Below are 16,801 nucleotides of genomic sequence, written 5' to 3'. Positions count from 1 at the left end.
ACGACGGTCACGGTTGAACGCGGGACGGTCATTGTCCCGACGCTCGAACGAACGGCCACCACGGTCATCACGACGGTCACTGCCGCCACCGGAGCGGAAGCCACCGGAGGGACGGTCGTCACGACGGTCACGGTTGAACGCGGGACGGTCATTGTCCCGACGCTCGAACGAACGGCCACCACGGTCATCACGACGGTCACTGCCGCCACCGGAGCGGAAACCGCCCGACGGACGCTCGTCACGACGGTCGTTGCCGCCGCGGTGGCCGCCACGGTCGCCACCGCGGTTGTCGCGGCGCTCGTAGTTGCCCCGCTCGTCGCGGCGCTGCTCGTCGCGGGCGGCCGGCTGCTCGGGCACGGAGGCGGCTGCCACGAGGGCGGCCTCGGCCTCGGCGGCGGCCTCGGCCACCGCGGCCTCGGGGTCGTCGCCCCGCTCGCGTGCGGCGCGGGCGACCAGGCGGTCGGCCTCCTCGCGCAGCTCGACGGCGCGGCGCTGGACGCGCTCCAGCTGCTTCGTCAGGTCGGCGGCCTCGCGCTCGGCCTGCTTGGCGGCGTTGTTCGCGGAGTCGGCCTGGACCTCGGTGAGCGAACGGGCGCCGGTGATCTCGGCGACCTCGGGCTCGAAGACGCCCGCGCCCTGGACGATGTGGCGCGAGGCGTCGACGCCCGCGTCCTCCATCAGGCGGAAGATCTGGCGACGCTGGTGCGGAAGCGCCAGCGAGACGACGACACCGGACTTGCCGGCGCGGGCGGTACGGCCCGAGCGGTGCAGGTAGTCCTTGTGGTCACCGGCCGGGTCCACGTTCAGGACCAGGTCGATGCCGTCGACGTGGATGCCGCGGGCGGCGACGTCGGTCGCGACGAGCGCGTTGACGTAACCCTTCTTGAAGTCCTCCAAGACCCGCGTACGGGCGCCCTGGGTCATGCCGCCGTGCAGCGCGTCGGCCTTCACGCCGGACTCGATGAGCTGCTCGGCGATGCGGTCGGCGCCCAGCTGGGTGCGGACGAAGATGATCGTGCGGCCCTTGCGGGCGGCGATGGCGGCCGTGACCGGCGCCTTGTCCTTCGGCTTCACGACGAGGACGTGGTGCGACATGGTCGTGACGTTGCCCTGGGCGCTGTCGACCTCGTGCGTCACCGGGTTGGAGAGGTAGCGCTTGACCAGCGTGCCGATCTCGTTCTCCATGGTGGCGGAGAAGAGCATCCGCTGACCCCCACCGGGGATCTGGTCGAGCAGCTCGGTGACCTCGGGCAGGAAGCCCAGGTCAGACATCTGGTCGGCCTCGTCGAGGACGGCGACCTGGACGCTCGCCAGGGAGCAGGCGCCGCGGTTGATGATGTCGCGCAGTCGGCCCGGGGTGGCGACGAGGACGTCGACACCGCGCTCCAGCGCGTAGATCTGGTTGCCCATCGACGTACCGCCGCAGACGACCTTCATCTTGAGGCCGAGCACGTCGCCGTACGGCTGCAGCGCGTCCGCGACCTGCATCGCGAGTTCACGGGTCGGGGTGAGGATGATGCCGCGCGGCTTCTTCTTCTCGGTGGTGCCACCGGAGAGCGAGGCCAGCAGCGGCAGGCCGAAGGAGAGCGTCTTGCCGGAGCCCGTACGGCCGCGGCCGAGGATGTCCTTGCCGGCCAGGGCGTCCGGGATGGTCGCCGCCTGGATCGGGAAGGGGGCGGTCACACCGTTCTGCGCGAGCTTGCGGACGATGCCCTCGGGCAGGCCCAGGGCGCCGAACGTGATGGTGGGCTCGGCGTCGGCCTCGTCGGCGATCTCCTCGGTGGAGTCCGCGATCTCGGTCGCGGGAGCGGCGATCTCCTCGGCGGAGGCGTCGGCCTGCGGGGCGGCGGTCACGTCGGTGAGGAAGTCCGCGACGGACTTCTCGGCCTTCTCGGCGACGACGGCCTTCTCGGCGGCCGGAGCGGTCGCGCCGGCGGGGGCCTCGGTCACAGCGGCCTCGACGAGCTCGATGAGCTCGGCGTTGTCGACGTTCTCGGGCATGACGGTGTGGTCAGAACTGGAAATTGACATGCGAAATGCGAAACCTTCCGGAGTCTCGGCACGCGCCCATAACTCCGTGATTCGCAATTTCGACCGCCTCAATGCGGTCCAGCCACGGCAAGGGAGAGTACGCGCCACACGGCGCTCTTCTGTGTCGGCGCCGGGCAATGGGATCAAACGATCTACTACCATACGCACTCTCACCCACATTGCGCAAACCAGCCCCCGAGGGCCCTGGGCTAAACCGGCCCCACCTGCGGCGATGCCTCCGGGGTCCGCAGCGGCCGGGTGGCCTCCGGTCCGCTCATCGCCTGGGCCCGCAGCTGCGCGGCGGGTGAGGCCGAGGGCGTCGGCTCCGGTGGATCGGTGGGCTTCGGCTCGGGCTCCGGGTCCGGGTCCGGCGTCGGCGAGGACGGCGGCTCCGGGGTGGTCGGCGGCGGCTCCCCCGGCCCCGGCGCCGAGGGCGTCGGCGAGGGCGGGGGGCCACCCCGGGTGGGCACGGGCGCGGCCGGCTCGGGGCGCGGCTGCTCGGAGGCGGCCGACGGCACGGCAGCGGAGGTCTCCGGGCTCGGGCTGCCCCCGGGAGCGACCCGGTCCGAGTGCGGATGGGCGCCCCCGGCCCGCCCTCCGGTCCGTCCGGAGCCGGGAACCGTGTCGCCGGCCGGATCGGCGGCGGAGCCCTTCGGCCCGGCGGACCGTGAGGGCCCCGGCGCCCCGGCGCCGTCCTCGCCGACGCTCATACAACCGGTGGACGCGGCGATCGTCAGCGCGGTGACGGCTGCCCAGCGGACAGGGGCGGACAACTGGCGCACGAGTGGCACCTCCGGGGCGAGGGGGCGGAGAGCGGGACGCAGGGCGGTAGCGGAGGGAGCCCGGCGCCGGGGCGGAGCGGGAACAGGAGCGAGCGGTACGGCGTCGCACCGTGCCCAACTCCCCCGACCCCGCCGGAGACACGCCCGAAACTCCACCCGCCCGCGCGCCGACCGGCCAAGCGCCCCCGGAAAACCTCGCCCGGGACGGACGAAGCGGCCCCGGGGCACCACGCCCGGCACCCGCCCGACGAGCGCGCGACGGCTGTCGAACGGCCCGAACACCCCACCCGACGAAGCGGCGAGGCGCCGTAGCTGTCGTCGCGACCCCGCCGGGAACAGCGGGACAGCCCTCAGCCCCCGAACCCGCCCGTCAGTTCCGCCCCCAGGAACACCGCGCCCAGGCCCGCCGACAGCGATGCCAGGACATGGGCCGCGGCCAGGAAGGCCCTGCCCGTCTCGGCCAGGCGGAGGGTCTCGTACGAGAACGTCGAGTACGTCGTCAGCGCCCCGCACAGGCCCGTCGCCAGCAGGGCGTGCGCCGGAGAGGACACGGCGGCGCCGGTCAGCAGCCCGAGCAGCAGACTGCCCGCCGTGTTCGCGGTGAAGGTGCCCCACGGGAAGACGTACGGGACGCCCGGCCCCTGGTGCGCCTGCACCGCGCGGTCCGTCAGATAGCGCAGCGGCGCGCCCACCGCCCCGCCGATCGCCACCAGCAGCCAGTTCACGCGGCCCTCCCCTCACCCCGTGAACCCCGTGAACCACTGGAGCCCCGTGAGCCCCGTGAGCCCCGTGAGCCCCGTGAGCCCCGTGAGCCCCGTGAGCCATCGGAGCCCCGGAGGCCACGGTGACCCCGAGGTCCCCGGTCCAGCCAGGTCCTCGTCCCCGCGGCCGCCGCCCACACCGCCCCGAGCGCGGCCACCGCCGTCGCCGCCGCGTACGCCAGGGCTGTCAGGGCCTCCTGACGCGCGAGAAGGTCCGAGACGCCGGCCGCGTACGTCGAGAAGGTCGTGAAGCCGCCGAGCACGCCGACACCGAGGAAGGGCCGCACCAGGGGGTGGGTCACGCGGCCCCGCTCGACGGTCAGCACCATCAGCACGCCGATCAGGGCGCAGCCGCTCACGTTGACGGCGAACACCGTCCACGGGAAGCCGCCCGCGCCGGGCCAGAGCACCAGGGCCCCGTAGCGGGCGAGCGCGCCGAGCGCGCCGCCGGCCGCGACCGCCGCCAGCACGCGGCCCTGCGGGGCTGCGGGCGGGCCGGGCTCCGGCAGCTCCCGCGGGGCCTGCTCGCTCACCCGTAGCCCAGGGCGTGCAGCCGCTCGTCGTCGATGCCGAAGTGGTGGGCGATCTCGTGGACCACGGTGATCTCGGTCTCCGCGACGACGTCCTCCTGCGACTCGCACATCCGCAGCGTCGGCCCCCGGTAGATGGTGATCCGGTCCGGCAGCACCCCGGCGTACCACTCGCCCCGGTCCGTGAGGGGGGTGCCCTCGTAGAGCCCGAGCAGATCGGGGTCGCCGGGCTCCGGTTCGTCCTCGACGAACACCGCCACGTTGTCCATCAGCCGTGTCAGCTCCGGCGGGATCCGGTCCAGAGCCTGGCTCACCAGCTCCTCGAACTGTTCGCGCGTCATCTCCAGCACCCGGCCATTGTCCCGTACGGGGGCGGGGTGCGGGCAGATGGCAGCCGTCCCGGACTCATGACCGGGCGGGCCGCCCGGCATGGCGGCGGCCGTACCGGGGCATACGGGCCCAATGGTCCGCGTCCCGTACCGTGCCGCAGCCGACCGCGTCCGGCACCGCCTCACCCAGATCGTCCGCCCGAAGCCCCGGGGGCGCGCCCCGGGCGCCCCGGGCGACTCCGGCTCCGGCTCCGGCTCCGGCAGCACGGCCTCCGGCGGCCTGCCGGGCCCCGCCCGCCGCCCGTACCTCCGCGCCCTCGGCATGCTCGTCGTCGTCGTGCTGGGGGCCTGGCTGGGACTGCTCGCCGTGGGCTCCGTCCGTACTCCGGTCGGCCCCATGGACACCAACATGACGCTGCGCCCCTCCCTCACCGGCGGCAGCAAGATCAACGTGTCCCCGCTGGGCGCCCTGGAGCTGGACTCGCACAGCGCGCCGCTCCGGCTCGACGTGGACGTCGACCGCCTCGACCCCGAACGCTCCCAGGCCCTGGTCGACCAGCCGGAACGGTTCGCCGGCCTCCAGGACGAGGTCGCCCGGGACGTCGCCGCCGGCACCCGGGAGCTGGCCGTACGCTCCTGTGTCGCCGTCGTCTCCGGCGCGACCGCGCTCGGCCTCGTCGTCTACCGCCGCCCCCGCCGCGCACTGACCGCCGGCGGGCTCGCCCTCACCCTGCTGGCGGCGTCCGGCGTCAGCGCGTACGCCACCTGGAACCCGAAGTCCGTCCTGGAGCCGAAGTTCTCCGGGCTGCTCTCCAGCGCCCCGTCCCTGGTCGGCGACGCCCGCTCCATCGTCACCGAGTTCGACATCTACCAGCAGGAACTGGCCCGCCTGGTCACCAACGTCACCAAGCTGTACGACGCGACCTCCACGCTCCCCGTCTACCAGCCCGACCCGGGCACGATCCGGGTCCTGCACGTCTCCGACATCCACCTCAACCCGGCGGCCTGGCACATCATCTCCTCGCTCGTGGAGCAGTACGAGATCGACGTCATCGTCGACTCGGGCGACACGATGGACCACGGCTCCGCCCCCGAGAACGGCTTCCTCGACCCGATCCGCGACCTCGGCGCGCCCTACGTCTGGGTGCGCGGCAACCACGACTCGCCCGTCACCCAGGCGTATCTGGCGAAGTTCAAGAACGTGAGCGTCCTCGACGACGGCGGCGCGGTGAACGTCGGCGGGCTGCGGATCGCCGGCACCGGCGACGCCTCCTTCACCCCGGACCGGACCGCCCCGGTCGGCGGCAAGGAGGCCGCGCGGCTCGAAGGCGCGCGGCTGGCCTCCGCGCTGCGCGACCAGGAACGCGCGGGCACCCCGGTCGACATCGCCGTCGCCCACGACCCGAACACCGCCCGGGAGACCGACGGCACGGTCCCGCTGGTGCTGTCGGGCCACCTCCACCGCAGGATCAACGAGCAGCTGAAGCTCGGCACGCGGCTGAAGGTCGAGGGCTCCACGGGCGGCGGCGGGCTGCGCGCCGTACAGAACGAGAAGCCCGAGAAGGTGCACGCCTCGGTGCTCTACATGGACCGCTCGACCCGTCGGCTCCAGGCCTGGGACGAGATCACGCTCGGCGGTCTCGGACTGACGACCGCCGAGGTCAGCCGCCATCTTCCGGAGGAGAACCTGAAGAAGGACGCTCCGGTCTCCCCCACCCCGTCGCCGCCCGCCGCCCCCTCCGCCACCCACTCCCCGGCGCGCCCCACCCCCTCGCCGTAAACCGTTTTGGCGATAGCTCCACCCATCCCATATGCTTCTCACGTCCCCGACGCGCTGCGAAGCGAACAGGCGGGCCAATAGCCCTCATCGTCTAGTGGCCCAGGACGCCGCCCTTTCAAGGCGGTAGCACGGGTTCGAATCCCGTTGGGGGCACGTTTCACCATGTGCGAGACTTGTTTCGCACATTGCTTGGTCCTGTGGAGCAGTTTGGAGTGCTCGCCACCCTGTCAAGGTGGAGGCCGCGGGTTCAAATCCCGTCAGGACCGCTGCAGTCCCAGCGGCTGCGTGGCTGGGTAGCTCAGTTGGTACGAGCGATCGCCTGAAAAGCGATAGGTCGCCGGTTCGATCCCGGCCCCAGCCACCAGAAACAAAGTCCCGGACCGCTTACCGTCCGGGACTTTGTCGTTGTGTGCCGCGCTACATGTCCCCTGAACAAGCTCGGGCGGTCGAGGTCACCCGACGGGGCGATCTCTACGCGCTGGGCCGCATTGCTGCATCCCGGATCACGTACGCGCGGCACTGAACCAGCTGCGCCGCCAGATGCGGCTCGGCCGACACGACGGTCGGTCGCCGGGCCCGTCGGCACTGCCCCGACGCATCGCCGGGGTGGTACCGAGGCCGGTTGACAGCCGATGCCCCTGCCCAGCCGCTTCTTCCGTCTCTCGTTGGAGGAGAGCGTGGAATCCGCGCGGGGGCCGACCCGTGAGGCGCTGGACGGTGTCGGTGACACGGTCTTCCGCCCCCGCGGCGATGGAACGGTCCATGCCGGCCAGCAGCGAGGCGAACTCCAGCGGCACGTGCGCCGCCAGGCGGTCGCGCATCTGCTCGCAGGACAGACGGCGGTGGTCCACGGGCCGGCCGGTGACCCGGGTGATGGTGGTGGCGATGTCGTCGTAGCTGAGCGCCTCCGGCCCGGTGAGGACGAGATCGGCGTTGGGAGCGTGCTCGTCGGTCAGAGCATGGACAGCGACGGCCGCGATGTCCTCGGCGTCGACGAAGCCGACCCGGCCACTCCCGGCCGCGGTCCAGATGGCGCCTTCCTCACGGATGCTCACGGCGTGCGCGTGCGTGCCGGTGAAGTTCTGCATGAACCACGAGGGCCTCAGCACCGCCCACTGTTCGAACAGGCCGGGCAGGGCCCGGTGCACCGCTCCGACCGCCGGGCCGCCCTCGGGGATGGCCGAGGAGCTGAGGAGCACCGCACGCCGCACGCCGGCGGTGCGGGCCCGCCGGAGAAAGGGCACCATGACCGCCGCCGGGTCGGCGTCGCCCACGGGCGGTATCAGGTAGACGCGGTCGGCTCCGTCGACGGCGGCGACATGGGTGGCGGGTTCGTACCAGTCGAAGGCGACGGATTCCGCGCCGGGGATGTCGGCGACGCGGCGGCCGGCGGCTCTGACGCGGTGACCGGTGGCCGACAGTCGCGCCGTGATGCGGCTGCCGGTCGTGCCGGTGGCGCCGATCACCAAGGTGGTGCCGGTGTCCGAGGTGGTGCTGGTGGTTGTCATCGGCTGCTCCTGGTGACATCGGCGCCGGGTTCGAGGACGGCGTGAGGGGTCCGGCAGTCGCGGTCGGAGGTGATGTGCCCGTCCCGGACTGTTACGACGGCGATGCGGGTCACACGGTGATGGCCTCCTCCTCCCTGGCCGGACGCTTCGGCCGGTCAGCAGGAGCGGGGGGAGCTCCAGGAAGCCTCCCCTCGACCCAGGACGACCCACGCGGGAATACCCTTGTCCAGCGACAGCCACGGGCTGTGATGGTGGGTATCCGCCGGAGAGGTCGGGACGGACTTCGGTGCGGACGTGGGTATCCTCCACCCCAGGACAATGTGGACCGCAGGTCCGCTTTGACGATACGGACCCATGGTCCGCTTTGCAACCGGAGGTGCGGCATGCCGGAGCGCAGACCCCGCAAGGACGCCGCCCGCAACCGGCAGGCCGTCCTGGCGGCCGCCGACGCTCTCTTCGCCCGCTGCGAGAGCCCGGAAGGCGTCACCCTGGCCGCCGTCGCAGCGGCGGCCGGCGTCGGCAAGGGCACGCTCTTCCGGGCCTTCGGCGACCGCCCCGGCCTCCTGCGCGCGCTGTACGAAGCACGGCTGGAGCCGGTCAGGGAGGCCGTGGAAGCCGGGCCTCCGCCCTTGGGCCCCGCGACTCCGCCGCACCAGCGCGTACCCGCCCTGCTCGACACGCTCCTGTGCTTCAAACTCGACAACCGCCGCCTCATGCTGGCCCTGGAGGAGAGCGGGAACAGCGGCAGCCCCTATCAGGCGGATCATTACGAGCGTTGGCACGGCCTGCTGGACGCCATGCTGGGGCAGATCCCCGGCCTGACCGACAGTGGTTTCACCGCTCACGCCCTGCTCGCGGCCACCCGAGCCGATCTTGTCGAGCACCTGGCCGGGCATGAGTGCCGGTCACGCGAAACGATGCGGGCGCAGTTGGCGAACTTCACTGCCAGAGTCCTGGGCTCCGCCCCTTCCTGAAGTCCCGTCCGGCGGGTCGCCCGGTCGACGGCCCACGCGTCCTTGCCGCGCCCTGGGGGCCCGTCGTGCGTGAGCGCCCCAGGCCCCGAGGCGAGCGGGGCACTCGGCCGAGGCCGGCGAGGGGGCCGCTTCCGCTGCGGGGACGGCCGCGGGCACGGAAGGCCCCGCCCGGTGGCGGGGCCTCCGCCGTGTCACACCTTCTCGGTCTCCTCGGACTCCTCGGTCGTCTCCGCCGGTACGTCCGTAGCGCGCCGACGCCGGGCGCGGGCGCCCAGGACCAGCAGCACCACCAGCACCACGGTGCCCAGCAGCACCCCGTCCGGCACCTGTTCGCCCAGGTTCCGCGCCCACTGCTCGACCTCGAACGACGCGTCGACCCCCAGCAGACCGGGCAGCGCGGTCGTCCCGTCGTACACGAGGAACAGCACGCCGAGCCCGATGAAGAACAGCCCCGACAGCAACGACGTGGTGTGCAGCTCGAACCGGCCGAGGCGGACGGCACGGCCGCGCAGCCAGGCCCGGCGGCCGAGGTCGAAGCGCTCCCAGAGCAGGGCGAGCAGGAAGAGCGGTACGGCCATCCCGAGCGCGTAGACCGCGAGCAGCAGTCCGCCGTAGACCGGGCTGCCGCTGACCGCCGCGACGGTCAGGACGCTGCCGAGGATCGGTCCCGCGCAGAATCCGGCCAGGCCGTAGACCGCGCCCAGGGCGTAGACGGAGAACGCCGTGGTGGGGCGGATGCGGCCGCTGAGAGCCGCGATCCGCCGTGACGCGAAGCCGAGCCCGACGATCTGCGCGACGCCGAGCACGATGATGAGCCAGCCCGCGCCCGTGACGAGGGCGTCCCGGTGGCCGTAGAACAGCCGTCCCGCGTAGCTGCCCGCCGCGCCGAGCGGGACGAGGGTCGTGGCGAGCCCGGCGTAGAAGATGCCGGTGCGGGCCAGCAGCCGGGAGGTGGAGTCGATGGAGTACGCGAAGAAGGCCGGCAGCAGCAGCGCGCTGCACGGGCTGACCAGGGCTAGCAGCCCGCCGAGGAAGGCCGCGAAGTAGCCGATGTCCGCCGTCATTCGGCGGGGTCCTCGGCCTCGTCGCCCGCGTTGCCGGTGCCCTTGCCGGTGTCCTTCGCCTGCTCGGCTGCGGCCTCGATGGCCTGCGCGAACGTCTCGTCCGGCTGCGCTCCCGCGATCGGGCGGCCGTTGATCAGGAACGACGGGGTGGACGTCGCGCCGATCCCGTACGCCTGCTCCTGGTCCTTCTTGACCGCCGCACGGGCCGCGTCACCGTCGAGGTCCTTCATGAACCGGTTCAGGTCCTTCACCCCGGCTTCTTCGGCGAGCGCCTTGACCCGGTCCTTGCCGAAGCCCTTCTCCTTCGCCCCTTCGGCGTAGGCGGCGCCGTGGAACTCCCAGAAGCGGTTCTGCTGCCCGGCGGCCCAGGCGCCGCGCGCGGCGTTCTCGGACTCCTCGCCGAAGATCGGGAAGTTGCGCCACTCGATGCGCAGCGTGCCGTCCTTCACGTACTTCTCGATCAGCTTCGGCTCGGTGTCCCGGGCGAACTTGCCGCAGTAGCCGCACTTGAAGTCGGCGTACTCGATCAGGACGACCGGGGCGTCGGCGCGGCCGACGGCCAGCTTGTCGTCGGCGTCCCGGCGGGCGAGCTTCGCCAGCTCCGGGTAGACGCCCTCGTCCGGGTCGGCGGAGACCTCGGCGGCCGGGGCGGACGAGGTGTCCGGGGCCGTGTCGTCGGGGGCGGTGGCCCGGTACGACGCGAAGCCGAGGAGACCGGCGGCCACGACGGTCACGGCGCCGTAGACCAAGGGCTTGCGGGAGGAGGACTTCTGACCCGTGGAGACGGGCTTCTTGGGCGTGGGCATGCGGCACTCCGGGCTGGTGGGTGCGGGAGGGGAAAGGGCGGGCGCGGGGCGGGCGGGTGCCCGGCCTACACCCGCAGCACGGAGAGTTCCACGGGGGTCGGGGTGTACGGCGCCGGGGCGCGGGCCCGGGTGCCGGCCGGCGGCTCGGCCGGCAGCGCGCCCGTCGCGGCGGGCAGCCCCCACGGGGCGAGGCCGGGCGCCTGGTCGTGCGCCGAGCGGGCGCGGGAGGGGACGGCGGGCTCGCCGTCGTGATCGCGGAGCTTCCCGCAGCCGGGGACCGGGGTGCCCGCGTCGGCGGCCTCGGCGGCTACCGGGGCGGACGGTGTGGGCCGCACTCCGGTGGCCCCCGGGGTGGAAGCAAAGGGCGCGGAAGCCGAAGGCACGGCAGCGGAAAGAACCGCAGCGAAGGCAGCCGGAGCGGAGGGAGCCGGAGCCCCGAGCGCGGCTGCCGGGAGCGCCGCCGGTCCGCACAGCAGCCCCACGACGACCGCGAGCAGCGCCGTCAGGCTCAGGCTCCACCACTGCGTACGGGACACGGGACGACCGGGCCTTTCCCCCTGGAAGCGGGGCTGAGCGTTCGACTGCCCGAAATGGTACGTGCCGCGTGACGCAGCCCGCGCGAAATGAGGTCGCCACTCCGTGCGCCCGGGTGAGATCCTGGGAGCCGTATGTCTACTTCCTTCGCCGATCTCCAGTCCCAGCTCGGACAGCTCTCGCTCCGTGACGCGAACCGGCTCGGCCGGCGCCTCGAAGGAGCGCGCCGCATCCGCAAGCCCGAGGCCCGCCAGTCCGTGCTGGACGAGATCGCGGCCGACGCGGGCAGGGCGGCCGAACGGCTCGCGGCGCGCGCGGCCCGGCTGCCGGCCCTGTCGTATCCCGAAGAGCTGCCCGTCAGCCAGAAGAAGGACGAGATCCTGGAGGCGATACGCGACCACCAGGTCGTGATCGTCGCCGGGGAGACCGGGTCCGGCAAGACCACGCAGATCCCCAAGATCTGTATGGAGCTGGGGCGCGGCGTCCGGGGCATGATCGGGCACACCCAGCCCCGGCGGATCGCCGCCCGTACGGTCGCGGAGCGGGTCGCGGACGAGTTGAAGACGCCGCTGGGCGAGACGGTCGGCTGGAAGGTCCGCTTCACCGACCAGGTGAACCCGGAGTCCACGTATCTGAAGCTGATGACGGACGGCATCCTGCTCGCCGAGATCCAGACGGACCGCGAGCTGCTGGCGTACGACACGATCATCATCGACGAGGCCCACGAGCGGTCCCTGAACATCGACTTCCTGCTCGGCTATCTGGCCCGGCTGCTGCCCAGGCGCCCGGATCTGAAGGTCGTCATCACCTCGGCGACCATCGACCCGGAGCGGTTCGCGCGCCACTTCGGCGAGGCGCCGATCGTGGAGGTCAGCGGGCGGACGTATCCGGTGGAGGTGCGGTATCGCCCCCTGCTCGAAGATGACAGCGAGGACTCCGACCGGGACCAGATCACCGCGATCTGCGACGCCGTCGACGAGCTGGGCCACGAGGCCCCGGGCGATGTCCTGGTCTTCCTCTCCGGTGAGCGCGAGATCCGGGACACGGCGGACGCGCTGAACAAGCGGAACCTCAGGCACACCGAGGTGCTTCCCCTCTACGCACGCCTCTCCCACGCCGAGCAGCACCGTGTGTTCCAGCGCCACACAGGACGCCGCATCGTCCTGGCGACCAACGTGGCCGAGACCTCGCTGACGGTCCCCGGCATCAAGTACGTGATCGACCCGGGCAACGCCCGTATCTCCCGCTACAGCCACCGCACCAAGGTCCAGCGACTGCCGATCGAGCGGATCTCCCAGGCCAGCGCCAACCAGCGCAAGGGCCGCTGCGGCCGTACGTCGGACGGCATCTGCATCCGGCTGTACTCGGAGGACGACTTCGTCACCCGGCCGGAGTTCACCGACCCGGAGATCCTGCGGACCAACCTGGCCTCCGTCATCCTCCAGATGACCGCCGCCGGGCTCGGCGACATCGAGAAGTTCCCCTTCATCGACCCGCCGGACCACCGCAACATCCGCGACGGCGTGCAGCTCCTCCAGGAGCTGGGAGCGCTCGAGCAGGGCGAGAAGTCCCCCCAGGAGGGGAAGAAGGGGCAGCGTCTGACGCCGCTCGGCCGCAAGCTCTCCCAGCTGCCCGTCGACCCGCGCCTGGCCCGGATGGTCATCGAGGCCGACAGGAACGGCTGCGCCCGCGAGGTCATGGTCATCGCCGCCGCGCTCTCCATCCAGGACCCGCGCGAGCGGCCGGCGGAGAAGCAGACCCAGGCCGACCAGAACCACGCCCGGTTCAAGGACGAGACCTCCGACTTCCTGGCGTATCTGAACCTCTGGGCCTATGTCCGCGAGCAGCAGAAGGAGCGTGGCTCGTCCTCGTTCCGCCGGATGTGCAAGCAGGAGTACCTGAACTTCCTGCGCATCCGCGAATGGCAGGACATCTACGCGCAACTGCGTACGGTCGCCAAGCAGATGGGCATCACCGTCGAGGAGCCCAAGGCGGAGGGGTCCGTCCCCGAGCAGGCGGTGCACACCTCGCTGCTGGCCGGGCTGCTGTCGCACATCGGGCTGAAGGACACCGAGAAGAACGAGTACCTGGGCGCGCGCAGCGCCAAGTTCGCGATCTTCCCCGGGTCGGCGCTGTTCAAGAAGCAGCCCCGGTTCGTGATGTCGGCGGAGCTGGTGGAGACCTCCCGGCTGTGGGCGCGGGTCAACGCCAAGGTCGAGCCCGAATGGATCGAGCCGCTGGCCGGGCACCTGCTGAAGCGCACCTACAGCGAGCCGCACTGGGAGAAGGACCAGGCCGCGGTGATGGCGTTCGAACGGGTCACCCTCTACGGGGTGCCGATCGTCGCCCAGCGCAAGGTCAATTTCGGACGTATCGACCAGGAGGCCTCACGGGATCTGTTCATCCGCAACGCCCTGGTCGAGGGCGACTGGCGCACCCACCACCAGTTCTTCCATGACAACCGCAAACTCCTCGGCGAGGTCGAGGAGTTGGAGCACCGCGCCCGCCGCCGCGACATCCTCGTGGACGACGAGACGCTGTTCGACTTCTACGACCAGCGGATTCCCGAACACATCGTGTCCGGGGCGCACTTCGACTCCTGGTGGAAGAACAAGAAGCGCGAGGAGCCGGACGCGCTCGACTTCGAGCGCTCCATGCTCATCAACGAGAAGGCCGGCGCCGTCACCAAGGACGACTACCCGGACTCCTGGCGGCAGGGGAAGCTCAAGTTCAAGGTGACGTACCAGTTCGAGCCCGGCGCGGACGCGGACGGCGTGACCGTCCACGTACCGCTCCAGGTGCTCAACCAGGTCACGTCCGAGGGCTTCGACTGGCAGATTCCGGGGCTGCGCGAGGAGGTCGTCACGGAGCTGATCCGCTCGCTGCCGAAGCCGATCCGCCGGCACTACGTCCCCGCGCCGAACTACGCCGACAAGTTCCTCGACCGGGCGGTCCCGCTCCAGGAGCCGCTGCCGTTCACCCTGGCTCGGGAGCTCCAGCGGATGGTCGGCGTGCCGGTCACGGCCGACGACTTCGACCTCTCCCGGGTCCCGGACCATCTGAAGATCACGTTCCGGATCGTCGACGAGCGGCGGCGGAAGGTCGCCGAGGACAAGGATCTGGAGGCGCTCAAGCTCCAGCTGCGGCCGAAGGCCCGGCAGGCGCTGTCCAAGGCGGCCGCGGCGACCGCCGGACCCTCCGGGGAGTCAATCGAGCGGTCCGGGCTCACCGACTGGACGATCGGCGCGCTGGACAAGGTCTTCGAGACCCGGCGGGCCGGGCAGCCGGTCAAGGCCTATCCGGCGCTGGTCGACCAGGGCGACACCGTGGCCGTACGGCTCTTCGACACCGAGGCCGAGCAGCAGCAGGCGATGTGGCGCGGCACCCGGCGGCTGATCATGCTCAACATCCCGGTGCACCCGGCGAAGTTCGCCTCGGACCGGCTCTCCAACCAGCAGAAGCTGGCCCTGTCCCGCAATCCGCACGGCTCGGTCCAGGCGCTTTTCGAGGACTGCGCGACCGCCGCGGCTGACCGGCTGATCGCCGCGCACGGCGGACCGGCGTGGGACGAGAAGGCGTTCCGGACGCTGTACGACAAGGTGCGCGCCGATCTGGTGGACCTGACCGTCCGCACGATCGACCAGGTGCAGCAGGTCCTGGCCGCCTGGCAGGCCTGCGAGCGCCGGCTGAAGTCGACGAACAGCCTGACGCTGGTGGCCAACGTCACGGACGTACGGGATCAGCTGGCCCGTCTCGTACCGCCCGGTTTCGTTACGGCCACCGGACTGCGCCGGCTGCCGGACCTGATGCGCTACCTCGTGGCTGCCGACCGGCGGCTCCAGCAGATGCCGACGGCCGTCCAGCGGGACACCACGCGGATGGCGAAGGTCCACGAGATGCAGGACGAGTACGCATGGCTGCTCGAACAACTTCCACAGGGCCGACCGGTGCCGCAGGAGGTGCTGGACGTCCGCTGGATGATCGAGGAGCTGCGGGTCAGCTATTTCGCCCACGCGCTGGGCACCGCGTTCCCCGTCTCGGACAAGCGGATCGTCAAGGCGATCGATGCTCTCGCGCCCTGACGCGCGGGTCCCACGGGGGCTCGTGGGACGGTGACGGTGTCACCACCAGGAGTGAAGTCGACCTGGGCCTCCCACCTCCTGTACAGTCTGGTTTCGCAGCAAGCCGCAAGGCAAGCGGCGAAAACCTGGTCCTGTGGAGCAGTTTGGAGTGCTCGCCACCCTGTCAAGGTGGAGGCCGCGGGTTCAAATCCCGTCAGGACCGCAGTAGAAGAAAGCCCGGATCGTTTCGATCCGGGCTTTCTCGCGTCCTGCCCCACGTCTTGACGACGCCATCCGGTGGGGGTACCCCGGAGGAGCAGAGGTCGGCCCTGCCCCTCGGCGTTCCTCGGCGCTTCACACGGCGGGGGACGGCCGGGCTCACCGGGAGGTGGCTCGTATGTCCGCGTCCACGGCACGACATGAGACCCGCGCGCTGCTGCGCGCCCACCTGGCGGCCGCTTCCGCCTATCGCCACCTCACCCGGCACTGCGCGGTCTGCCATCGCCTCCTGCGGCTCGCCATGGAGCCCGGGGGCGACGGGGAGCCGCGAGCCTCCGGGAGCCCCCCGGGCGCCCCACAGGAAGCCGTCGGGGGGCAGACCTCCGCCGGACCGCCCGACGGGAACGAGACCGAGGCCGGGGTGGGGACCGAAAGACCCTCCGCGACATGACCATCGACCGAGTGCTTCCGCGTTCGGTCAGTGGCAGTCTGGAAGTTGGCAAGCTTCGGGCGGTGTGACGGTAGTCACCGAAGGAGTTTTCAGACGGGGGGATTTTACGCCTCCCCTACAACTGGTGAATTTAATATGTGCAATTGCACGGGGGTGCCGGGCTCCCGAGAGGCCGTTCCGTCCGGGGCTGTCCCAACGCGTCCGGGACGCTCACCCACACTCCCGCACAGACCCGCTCACAGACCCACGAAGGCCCCCGTCAGCCCCCTGAAGCCGACCGACCGCCCGGTTCTGGTCCCGGCCGCCCCTGCGGGCCGGAAGAGGCCCGGGAGCGATCAAAGAGGCCCGGGAGCGACCGGGGAGGCCGGCCGGGGCACAAAAAAGATCGCGCTGGACCCGGCGGAGTCCAGCGCGATCGATACGACGGCACCCGTAGGACACAGGTATGACGCCCGTTGGGGCAGGCGTCCGTCGAGTGGAGCTATGGGTGGGCGGCTGGGGTTGGGGGACCTTGCAGCTGCCCGGTTTGTGATGCTGTGCTGCTGTATTGCTGCGGGGCAGGGGTGTGTCAGGCCTCGCTGCGCTGCTGCGGAATACCCGCAAGCAGTGCGCGGACCTCGGCCTCGCGGTACCGGCGATGTCCACCGAGCGTGCGGATGGACGTGAGCTTGCCAGCCTTGGCCCAACGGGTGACCGTCTTCGGGTCCACGCGGAACATCGTGGCAACCTCAGCCGGGGTCAGCAGCGGCTCGGCATCAGGGGTGCGAGCGGTCATGAGCGGCCTCCTCGGGAGAACCGAACCTTCTCGGTTCTTTCCTCTAAATTCTGCACCTTGACCCGCGTTGCCCGAAATGGCGGACGCGGGCCGAGTCGGTTATAGGACGAACGGCTTGTCCTCGGCACTACAACTACACCATCCGTCCAGCCACGTCGGCCAAACCGATGGAATTGCCCTCCCAGGTGTTCATCAG

12 protein-coding genes, 4 tRNA genes and 2 pseudogenes are annotated in these 16,801 nt (G+C 71.4%); 8 read left to right on the top strand and 10 right to left on the bottom strand.

Annotated elements, in window-relative coordinates; genetic code table 11:
- The 5 genes and pseudogenes from ACH4RG_RS35715 to ACH4RG_RS35695 all read right to left on the bottom strand — a co-directional run.
- On the bottom strand, positions 1-2,001 hold a 2,001-nt coding region (locus ACH4RG_RS35715; protein WP_398540884.1), incomplete at its 3' end, for a DEAD/DEAH box helicase.
- A 239-nt stretch (positions 2,002-2,240) separates the two neighbouring features.
- On the bottom strand, positions 2,241-2,813 hold the full coding sequence (locus tag ACH4RG_RS35710) for a hypothetical protein (protein ID WP_398540883.1): 573 nt from the start codon (positions 2,811-2,813) through the stop codon (positions 2,241-2,243).
- 350 nt (positions 2,814-3,163) lie between these two features.
- Complete coding sequence (locus tag ACH4RG_RS35705) at positions 3,164-3,538, bottom strand: fluoride efflux transporter FluC (protein WP_397929647.1); 375 nt, start codon at positions 3,536-3,538, stop codon at positions 3,164-3,166.
- A 119-nt stretch (positions 3,539-3,657) separates the two neighbouring features.
- Positions 3,658-4,107 (bottom strand): annotated as a pseudogene (locus tag ACH4RG_RS35700) (fluoride efflux transporter FluC); the annotation flags it as partial.
- The gene (locus ACH4RG_RS35695; protein ID WP_032790371.1) at positions 4,104-4,454 is read right to left on the bottom strand and encodes a metallopeptidase family protein; all 351 of its coding nucleotides are present in this window, start codon (positions 4,452-4,454) and stop codon (positions 4,104-4,106) included. The pseudogene ACH4RG_RS35700 and the gene ACH4RG_RS35695, both read right to left, overlap by 4 nt.
- Before the next feature lie 112 nt (positions 4,455-4,566).
- On the opposite strand from ACH4RG_RS35695, the gene ACH4RG_RS35690 reads away from it, so the two are divergent.
- The 4 genes from ACH4RG_RS35690 to ACH4RG_RS35675 all read left to right on the top strand — a co-directional run bounded on the left by ACH4RG_RS35690 (position 4,567) and on the right by ACH4RG_RS35675 (position 6,577).
- Positions 4,567-6,213, top strand: a complete 1,647-nt coding sequence (locus ACH4RG_RS35690) for a metallophosphoesterase (protein WP_397929644.1) — start codon at positions 4,567-4,569, stop codon at positions 6,211-6,213.
- 80 nt (positions 6,214-6,293) lie between these two features.
- Positions 6,294-6,366: transfer RNA gene (locus ACH4RG_RS35685), tRNA-Glu, on the top strand.
- 38 nt (positions 6,367-6,404) lie between these two features.
- Positions 6,405-6,479 (top strand) — tRNA-Asp (locus tag ACH4RG_RS35680).
- A 21-nt stretch (positions 6,480-6,500) separates the two neighbouring features.
- Positions 6,501-6,577, top strand: a tRNA-Phe gene (locus ACH4RG_RS35675).
- A 292-nt stretch (positions 6,578-6,869) separates the two neighbouring features.
- On the opposite strand, the pseudogene ACH4RG_RS35670 reads toward ACH4RG_RS35675, so the two are convergent.
- Positions 6,870-7,721, bottom strand: a pseudogene (locus tag ACH4RG_RS35670) (NmrA family NAD(P)-binding protein); the annotation flags it as partial.
- A 383-nt stretch (positions 7,722-8,104) separates the two neighbouring features.
- On the opposite strand from ACH4RG_RS35670, the gene ACH4RG_RS35665 reads away from it, so the two are divergent.
- A complete protein-coding gene (locus tag ACH4RG_RS35665) occupies positions 8,105-8,695 on the top strand; it encodes a TetR/AcrR family transcriptional regulator (protein WP_397929642.1) in 591 nt (196 codons plus the stop codon).
- Positions 8,696-8,886: 191 nt separating this feature from the next.
- On the opposite strand, the gene ACH4RG_RS35660 is transcribed toward ACH4RG_RS35665, so the two are convergent.
- The 3 genes from ACH4RG_RS35660 to ACH4RG_RS35650 all read right to left on the bottom strand — a co-directional run bounded on the left by ACH4RG_RS35660 (position 8,887) and on the right by ACH4RG_RS35650 (position 11,101).
- The gene (locus ACH4RG_RS35660) at positions 8,887-9,759 is read right to left on the bottom strand and encodes a cytochrome c biogenesis CcdA family protein (protein ID WP_397919174.1); all 873 of its coding nucleotides are present in this window, start codon (positions 9,757-9,759) and stop codon (positions 8,887-8,889) included.
- On the bottom strand, positions 9,756-10,565 hold the full coding sequence (locus tag ACH4RG_RS35655) for a DsbA family protein (RefSeq protein WP_397919173.1): 810 nt from the start codon (positions 10,563-10,565) through the stop codon (positions 9,756-9,758). The genes ACH4RG_RS35660 and ACH4RG_RS35655 overlap by 4 nt, the downstream gene beginning before the upstream one ends.
- 65 nt (positions 10,566-10,630) lie before the next feature.
- Complete coding sequence (locus tag ACH4RG_RS35650; protein ID WP_398540882.1) at positions 10,631-11,101, bottom strand: hypothetical protein; 471 nt, start codon at positions 11,099-11,101, stop codon at positions 10,631-10,633.
- 132 nt (positions 11,102-11,233) lie between these two features.
- Here ACH4RG_RS35650 and hrpA point away from each other — a divergent pair, with 132 nt between their 5' ends.
- The 3 genes from hrpA to ACH4RG_RS35635 all read left to right on the top strand — a co-directional run bounded on the left by hrpA (position 11,234) and on the right by ACH4RG_RS35635 (position 15,830).
- A complete protein-coding gene (gene hrpA / locus ACH4RG_RS35645) occupies positions 11,234-15,181 on the top strand; it encodes an ATP-dependent RNA helicase HrpA (protein ID WP_397919171.1) in 3,948 nt (1,315 codons plus the stop codon).
- A 127-nt stretch (positions 15,182-15,308) separates the two neighbouring features.
- Positions 15,309-15,383: transfer RNA gene (locus ACH4RG_RS35640), tRNA-Asp, on the top strand.
- A gap of 174 nt (positions 15,384-15,557) precedes the next feature.
- Entirely contained in the window at positions 15,558-15,830 is a 273-nt protein-coding gene (locus ACH4RG_RS35635) for a DUF6274 family protein (RefSeq protein WP_397919169.1), read from the top strand.
- Positions 15,831-16,398: 568 nt separating this feature from the next.
- Here the strand turns inward: ACH4RG_RS35635 and bldC are convergent.
- Positions 16,399-16,605, bottom strand: coding sequence for a developmental transcriptional regulator BldC (gene bldC, locus ACH4RG_RS35630; RefSeq protein WP_003949541.1), 207 nt, complete (start codon positions 16,603-16,605; stop codon positions 16,399-16,401).
- Between the last annotated feature and the right edge of the window lie 196 nt (positions 16,606-16,801).

Origin of the sequence: Streptomyces sp. NPDC021019 (assembly GCF_044333295.1) — a bacterium.
Classification (GTDB): domain Bacteria; phylum Actinomycetota; class Actinomycetes; order Streptomycetales; family Streptomycetaceae; genus Streptomyces.
Note: the sequence above shows the minus strand (reverse complement) of the source record. Positions and strands in the feature narration are given on the sequence as shown.